Origin of the sequence: Bifidobacterium samirii (genome assembly GCF_003952945.1) — a bacterium.
GTDB classification, from domain to species: domain Bacteria; phylum Actinomycetota; class Actinomycetes; order Actinomycetales; family Bifidobacteriaceae; genus Bifidobacterium; species Bifidobacterium samirii.
Genome location: NZ_QXGK01000033.1, coordinates 1 through 7,878, shown reverse-complemented (window position 1 = coordinate 7,878; position 7,878 = coordinate 1). Strand labels below are relative to the sequence as shown.

Annotated in this window: 6 protein-coding genes; 1 reads left to right on the top strand and 5 read right to left on the bottom strand. The window is 61.4% G+C overall.

Annotated elements, in window-relative coordinates; genetic code table 11:
• Positions 1–1,291 (top strand): DUF349 domain-containing protein (locus D2E24_RS10155; RefSeq protein WP_164521102.1); only part of this gene is annotated, 1,291 nt, incomplete at its 5' end.
• 124 nt (positions 1,292–1,415) lie between these two features.
• Here D2E24_RS10155 and D2E24_RS10150 read toward each other — a convergent pair.
• Genes D2E24_RS10150 through D2E24_RS10130 form a run of 5 tightly spaced genes read right to left on the bottom strand, consistent with a single transcriptional unit; the run spans position 1,416 to position 7,513 of the window.
• On the bottom strand, positions 1,416–3,071 hold the full coding sequence (locus tag D2E24_RS10150) for an LlaJI family restriction endonuclease (protein ID WP_125969203.1): 1,656 nt from the start codon (positions 3,069–3,071) through the stop codon (positions 1,416–1,418).
• A complete protein-coding gene (locus D2E24_RS10145; RefSeq protein ID WP_125969202.1) occupies positions 3,068–4,744 on the bottom strand; it encodes an AAA family ATPase in 1,677 nt (558 codons plus the stop codon). Before D2E24_RS10145 ends, D2E24_RS10150 begins: the two co-directional genes overlap by 4 nt.
• A 37-nt stretch (positions 4,745–4,781) precedes the next feature.
• Positions 4,782–5,753, bottom strand: coding sequence for an ImmA/IrrE family metallo-endopeptidase (locus D2E24_RS10140; protein WP_125969201.1), 972 nt, complete (start codon positions 5,751–5,753; stop codon positions 4,782–4,784).
• Between the two features lie 3 nt (positions 5,754–5,756).
• Entirely contained in the window at positions 5,757–6,758 is a 1,002-nt protein-coding gene (locus tag D2E24_RS10135; protein ID WP_125969200.1) for a hypothetical protein, read from the bottom strand.
• Positions 6,758–7,513 (bottom strand): hypothetical protein, encoded by a 756-nt coding sequence (locus tag D2E24_RS10130; protein WP_164521101.1) that lies wholly within the window; start codon positions 7,511–7,513, stop codon positions 6,758–6,760. The genes D2E24_RS10135 and D2E24_RS10130 overlap by 1 nt, the downstream gene beginning before the upstream one ends.
• Between the last annotated feature and the right edge of the window lie 365 nt (positions 7,514–7,878).

The window sequence follows — 7,878 nt, the reverse complement described above, 5'->3', positions numbered from 1 at the left end:
CGCCAAGAAGCCGGCCGCCGCCCCCGCCCCGGCCGCCGGCGCCCACGCCGACGACGCCGTCAAGGCCGCCGAGGCGTTCGGCCGTGTCGACGACAACGGCACCGTCTACGTGCGCGAAGGCGACGCCGAGCGCGAGGTCGGCCAGTTCCCCGACGTGTCCAAGGAGGAGGCGCTCGCCCTGTACGCCCGCCGCTACCTCGACCTCAAGGGCAAGCTGAACCTGTTCGCCGGCCGTCTCAAGTCCAATAACATCAAGCCGCGCGAGATCGAGGAGTCCCTCAAGACCCTCGCCGAGGAGACCGCCCAGCCGGCCGTCGTCGGCGACATCGCCGCCCTCAAGGCCCAGTTCGAGACCCTCAAGGCCGAGGCCGAGGCCAAGCGCGAGCAGATCGCCAAGGCCCGCAAGGCCGCCGTCGCCAAGGCCATCGAGGAGCGCACCGCCATCGTCGTCAAGGCCGAGGAGCTCGCCGCATCCCTGGGCGAGAGCACCAACTGGCGTTCCACCGCCGACAAGTTCCGCAACCTGTTCGACCAGTGGCAGGAGCACCAGCGCACCACTGTCCGCATCGACAAGGCCGAGGCCGACGCCCTGTGGAAGCGCTTCTCCGCCGCCCGCACCACCTTCAACCAGGCCCGCCGCAAGTGGGCCCAGGCCCGCGACAACGAGCGCAACGCCGCCCGCGACGCCAAGGAGGCGATCATCGCCGAGGCCAACGCCCTCAAGGACTCCACCGCCTGGGGCGAGACCTCCCGCAAGTTCAACGAGCTGATGGACCGCTGGAAGCAGGCCGGCCGCGCCGGCCGCAACGAGGACGACGCCCTGTGGGCCAAGTTCCGCGAAGCCGCCGACACGTTCTTCAACGCCCGCCAGGCCGACCGCGACCAGATCTCCTCCTCCGAGAAGGAGAACCTCGCCGCCAAGGAGGCGCTGCTCGCCCGCGCCGAGGCGCTCGTGCCCGTCGCCGACGAGGCCGCCGCCAAGCAGGCCCGCCAGGCGCTCGCCGCCATCCAGGAGGAGTGGGACCAGATCGGCTACGTGCCGCGCGACGACATGCGCCGCATCGAGGGCCGTCTCGACGCCGTCGACAAGCAGATCAAGGCCGTCGAGGACGCCGCGTGGAAGAAGGCCGACCCGGAGGCCGACGCCCGCAAGTCCTCGTTCGAGGAGCAGCTGACCGCCCAGCTCGACGAGCTGGCCGCCAAGATCGCCGCCGAGACCGACCCGAAGAAGAAGGCCAAGCTCGAGGCCGAGAAGGCCACCAAGGAGCAGTGGCTCAACGCCATCAAGTAAGGCGTTCGACCGCTGGAGGTTTCCGCGTGCGCCGAAGCCTCAGCGTAACGTGACAGGGGCGGCATCCACATGGGTGCCGCCCCTTTCCTTATGCGCTGATCCATCATGTGCCGATGATGCCGCTCTAAGTCAGAGGTCCGTTCGGAATACGCGGAATGCGTCGGTTCATCGTTTCGTCCTGGTTGTCGAACATGGCCTGCAGATATCGCAACGATAAGTCACTCGCATCAGCGTCTTCGAGATACATATGCAACGCCTGTTCGGCGTCCATCTCGTACAGGAGTATGGATTTCGGCATCTTTGCAAATCCGTCGCCCTCATCCGGTGGATTCATGAAGTCAAGCGACACGCGTCCGCGCTGCACGAGCAGATATCTCGGACCGTCATCCGAGGACAGTTTCCGTTGCGCCGGCAGGATGAACGCATTGCCCTTGACCGTGATGGAGGTACCAGTCTCACCCGAACGATCAACGGCATCGCGTTCGATACGAAGGCCTCGCTGCAGGGCCATCATGTAGAAATACTGTTTGATGATATCGCCGATGCCTGGCTGGTGCGCGATCCGTCCCCGCGTACCGGCGCCACCCGCTTCGATACGCGTGTAGGTAGGCATGTAGTATTTCGCATCCAGGATATAGAAGACGGACCCGCCCGGACTGTCATTGTTCACCACATCCGGTATGAGCGTCCGTGCGTCGGCTGTCCCGATCTCCTCACTGACATGGTTCTCATCGGCGGCGTCGTCCGTTTCGGCTTCGGCCTCCTGACGTTCAGAGGGACTCACGGCCCAGGTCAGTTCGGGAAGGAATTCCCATTTCGGCTTGGGCAGTTTCGAACCGGTATCGTTGAAGATCTTCTTGCAGATGTCCTCCCACACAAGGTTGAACGAGCCGGTGCCCTCTGCCGTGACGCTGGTTTTTCCGGCGGGGATGCGCCCGTCGAAATAGTTGATCATGTTGCGCAACAGCAGTTTCCTGCGTGTCTCGAACTGCACGTTGAGTTCCCGCCGGAGACTGCGCACCAGCGTCTCCGCATCCCCCAGGTCCTCCAGCGTCTCCCTCGATTGCTTGAGAATCGGCATGCGCAGGATGTCGTTCAACCCGGTGTTTTCCACGAAGACGCTAATCTCCGTGAGCATGGCCGACTGGATGCGTGCGATGAAGTTCGAGGATTCCCTCGTACGTCGCGACGTGACCAGTTCCATGTATGCGGGATCGCCGCCGTTCAGCATAGGCATGATCCGATCGATGGTGCGAGGCCAGTCGATGTCGCCTTCGCCATTGTGTTCACGGATGCGACGAGTATTGGTGTAGACCCCGTATTGGATGAAATCCTCCAGAAGGAATCGGTAGAGTCCCAGTCGGTTCTGCACGATGGACGTATCCGTTTCCACGGGGGTGAAGCGCAGCTCGTCCCGCTCATTCGGATGCTCGCCCATGTACTTACGGATGGCGGTGAGCGCTTCGACCAGCGCCTTCGCGGCCAGATCGGCCGGTATATGCTCCGCCGCTCCATACGTGTAGTACTTCGGGAGGATCGGGAAGATGAATCCGCCTGCGGCGATCACGCCCACATAGTTGAACCGGTAGCCGTCGCTCATCTTCTGCAGCAGGGGTTTCTGCCCGATGCTCATCGAACGGAGCGTTTCGATGATGTCGGCCGATGCGGTTTCCGGCAGCCCGGTGGGCGATTGTCCCAGAGGGGAATCGCCCACCGTCCATGCGTCACGAATCCGCTCCGCCGAATAATGCTCCTCTTCGATGAAGAAGCGTCCGATCATCGCGCTTCGCCTTCAGGTTCCGCATCCGAATCGTCGGAAATCGGACCGTCTGCTGCAGCGTCTTCGTCAACGTCCGGCTCGTCATCAACCGGTTCGCGCCGCTTGCTCAATCCCTTGAAGATGCCATAGTCGAGCTTGTCCCATCCGTCGAAGAGCGTCTGCAACGAGGGTTTTCCGTCAAGTACCTTGGTATTGAACACGACTTCCGGCCGGTATTTCGCGGCGTCTTCGAACAGGTACATGATGACCTTGTTTTTCATCGCCTTGTCGAACGGGTCGTTGCGATGATCGCCTTCCCGCATGTTCATCATCAACGTCGCATCGCCGAGGAAGAACGGTCCCATCTGCTTGTCTTCCGGAATATCCGCATCACGCAGATTCTTGTTGATCTCCTTACGGTTCGCGTTCCAGGTCGAATCGTCGATGACATCTTCTTCACCGTCAATGCCGACGTATTCGAAATCCCAACGACGCTTGAATGCGGTGTCCAGCGGGAACACGCCCTGATCGGCCGAATTCATCGTCGCGAGAATGTACAGGTTGCGCGGAATGACGATCTGCGAGCAATCGTCCACCCCAGTGAGTTCGGCAAGAGCCTGACGACCGTATTCGGTCAGGTGGTTCGCGGCATCCCATTCCGAATCGGTCATATCCAATCCGACCGCGGGAGTCTGCAGCAAGTACTCGCGCAGATCCTCGCTCACCGTGATGGCGTATTCGCTGTTACCGTCCTTGTTGCGGTCCAGCAGCTGGAACACGTCGCCGAACACGGATGCGGCCTCGGCACGATTCAGCTCCTCGATGACCAGAGCGTAGGGCGCCGGATCGTTGAGCGCATGGATGAGCGCCCGGACGAACGGGCCGGGACGGAACCGGTATTCGATGGAACGGACGGCATTGCCTTCCTTGTCCTTGCCTGACACCGTAACCGGCTTGTACGATCCCACGAACTGCGAATGCAGGTAGTCCGCGTAGAACGTCACGCGCTCATATCGACCGGCAAAGGACTTCCGCAGCAGCTCGTTGAGCTGAAAGCTTTTTCCTGTTCCGGGAGCCCCATACCAGATCGTGTTCCTCGAACCTGTGGGTTCTTCCATAACAGTCTCACCGGTTTTCATCCTTTTCGGAGCCGCTCCGGCATCCTTACAATCGTCGACCGGACTGTCCGGCGGCACCGGCTTTTTCCCGTTAGCTATGTCAAGGATACAGTCATATTGCTTTTTGTCGAGCTCGAGCAAGGTTCCCCGACGTTGGATGAAGTCGACCACGCCACTCAGTTCTGGGAAACATTTCAGCTCTGCAAAGGCAATCGGTCTCGCCAGATCTTCGTCCTTCTCGATATGTAGTTCCTTGCCATTCTGTTCCATACTGATATGACCGGTAGCGACCACTTTCTTCGTCGGGCGCGATTCGTATCCGATGACCTTTTGTCCGAGTTTCGCATCCAGAAAACTCTGCTGATTCTGGCGAGGTGTTCCTCTCTTGTTGCATAGCGTGTAGGGAACGCTTTCGCCAACCGAAATATCCGAGAAACTCCATTGCCTCGGATTAGCGGTCACCAACCAATATTTACGCCCTGATTCGTTATCCGTCTCCTCCGGATACGACTCGATTTCAGACGATTCGGTCTTATCCCGCTCGTCGAGCGAATCATCCTGTAATGCATCATTCATGTCTTGCTCATTTCTACGATAATGCCGTCACATCGGTCTACGACCGTGGCGGTTCTTCCTTGATCACGATGAAGTAGCTCAGGTAGCGGCCACGCGATTCGGCGATGCTGGCGCGAACCCGCGTTCCGTCGGGTTTGGTGAACTCGTGGGATTGAGGCTTGCCCTCCCCCTTGCGAAGACGTTCCAGCATGTCGCGTTCGAGATCGGTCAGGTCGCCTTCGTATTCGGCCATGCCGCCGGCGTGCGTGCGCACGTTTATGCGGCACTCGTCGAATCGGGCCTCTTCGACCCGCCTATCGCCCCGTCGACCGCCCTGCAGGAGCGTCACGGTGCCGGGGCATTGCAGAAAATCGGCCATGCGGCGCGCCACGACGGGACGTGACACCCTCACGGACCGCAGGCTCGACGACCGACCACGATCGAAAAGCCTATTGACTGCAATCGCATCGACCGGATGCCCCTGCAAGATGCCGGTCACATACGAATCCGGCAGCAGGGCGAGCGAGGCGAAACGGTTGCACGCCGTTTCCTCCAGATTATGGTCGCCGTTCTGAGATCCGATACCGCTCAGCACAGTTGCAAGCTCGTCATCGGTCTGCTGCAAATAGTGACCTATCTCGTGCATCAGAGTGAAATTCGAACGGGCGTCATACTCCCCCTTGAACTGCACCTGAATGCGATGTCTCCATCTACGGGACCGTGCAGCACTGAACAGTCCGATCACACCGGAGCCGTCATCATCCACAACGGATCCGAACCTGTTCAGCACCTGTTCCGTAATCGAGCCGACACGTTCGATGCGTACTTCCTCACGCCAGTGTTCGGCGATGCGCCAAGGATCGGAAAGACAGTCCTGCTCGAATTCCGGGTGCCGGGACGTAGCCAGGTCGAGCATGCGCATGACCTGGTCGTTGAGCTTCTGGGCGTCGGAGTCGTCCCGGTGTGCACGGGCGGCGAAACGTCCGTGCACACCGGCTCGCAGATCACCGGAGAACGACGATGTCGGCATCGGCTACCTCCGCTTGCCGAGGACACCGTCCGCGGCGGCGCGCATCGCACTTGCCACGACGTCAGCGCCTCGGCCGGACCGTCTTGCGGCCAGTTCGAACTGCGCCTTGTGCGCGAGCGCCATGCGCGGGTCGCCGTTTCCGGTGGCGGCGAGCTTGTCCGCGGCGATGCGCCATTGCGGCTGTTCGGCCATAATCAGGTACGCGTCGTCGATGGTCTCCTTCTTGCGCGGCTGTTCCGGGAAGCCGGCCTTCGCCATCGCCTTCTGTTGGGCGGAGGTCAGGGAACGGCCGCGGCTGACGGCCAGATAATCCTGGGGCGACAGGTGCAGAACGGTCTTCAACGCGTTCGTATAGGCGACCAGCGCTTCGTCGATCGCGTATTCGTCGCCGTCGCTTTCGGCGCCCAGCTGCGGCAGCTCCGCGCACATCGCATGCCATGCGAGCAGGATCGCGATCGTGTCCTCGCGGTTCTCGACGAACGGCGAATCGTTCCGGTCGCTGTCCTTGCCGCGGCGCACCGTGTCGGACGGGTCGGCCTTGGCCGGGTCGTCGGCGATGATCGCGTCCGCGGTGGCGGGCGTGAACTGCTTGAGCGGCTTGTACAGCAGGCGTACCGGGATGATGGCCGGGATCGTCGGCCAGGCGACCATCGGGATGCCGAGCGGCGCACCCTGTTCGACGACCAGCGCGTCGTCGGTTTCGGCGCGCAGGTCGTTCGACAGCGGGATCACCCGCACCGTGCGCGGGTCGTCGGCGTCCGTGTCCGCGATCATCACGTACAGCGAGTCGGCGTCGCCATCATCGGCGTCACCATCATCGGCATTGCCGTTCAGGCCGCAGCCGTAGTCGGATGCGAGCCATACCTGGCCGCGTTTGACGCCTTCGGCACGCTGGCGTTCGATGCGTTCCGGCGAATCCAGGTCGTCCGCGCCCATCGGGACGATGTCCAGATCGTCATCGTCGTGGATCTGCAGCAGATCGGTCAGAGAGTAGGTGTTGGTCATCAGAGTTCCTCCCCATTGCGAGGACCATTGTCCATATTGTCAAGCAGCATCTGCGCGACGCCGGGATTCTTATCGATATAGATTCGGGTCCATTCACGCCCGTTGTGTTTCATCGCCGCAAGCAGACCGGTCACATCGCTGATGTCAACGTGTTGCGCATCATATCGGGCGATAGCTTCATCTTCCATCGGGACGATGTCGTACCCCCTATTCTCAAGTTCGGTGCGATGCTCTTCATCGTCGAGGGACCAATCGGTCTCGTTCTTCGCCAGGACGGTCCGCATGGCCGTGATGCGGTGCGCGGCCGCACGGGTCAGCGTGGAAAGTTCGAGCGTGCCTTCGGCGGCCTGCAGCACACCGGCGAGCAGGTTCTCCAACTGTCCCGTCCGCCCGTAGTTCTGGGCTCGACGCCGTTCGCGCCGCCCGTTGTCGGCATCCATGTCGATCGGATACTGGGATGCGACCGCCTTCAATATCGATTCGCGGGCTGTTGACGCTTCGACCGGCCCGTCGACCAGTCCCCAACGGCCGTTCCTCCTGACGAACCGTTCGTCACGCTCCAGCCGTTTGCGGACCGTGTCGCGGATCTTGCCTTCGTCGGTCCTCTCGTGCCGGCTCAGGAACCAGTACACGATGCACTTGGACACGTACTTCTCGAACGCGAGGTCATCGGTCATGCCGGGACCGTCCATCTCCTTCGCCATCGATGCGACTCGGTCCGTATAGAACTGGTTCGCGCAATCCTCGGCGGTCATGCTGGGCAGACCGGCCTTGGACCATATGGTCTTGTACTTCGGGAAGCTCTGTGCGACGCGCCGCATGATGAACGCCGCGGCCTTGGGGCCGAACCGACGGCTCGGCTTGCGGATCTCGCCTGTGCTGCGTACACGGATCTCCCCGAAGAATTCGTCCAGATACTCCCTTGACATGTCGCCTCCCTGCGTGGATCGGACTGGTGCCAAGTGTACCGTCTGCATCCGGATGACAGTGGGAGACGACGTGCCTCACGTTTTTTGAGCGCGTAGGGTGTGGTGGTGCCTCATCGGGAATGAGCGCGAACGGTATCGGTCCTGTTTGGCTTGTCTTATGGAAGACAGGATCAGCATGGCGACGAAGCGGC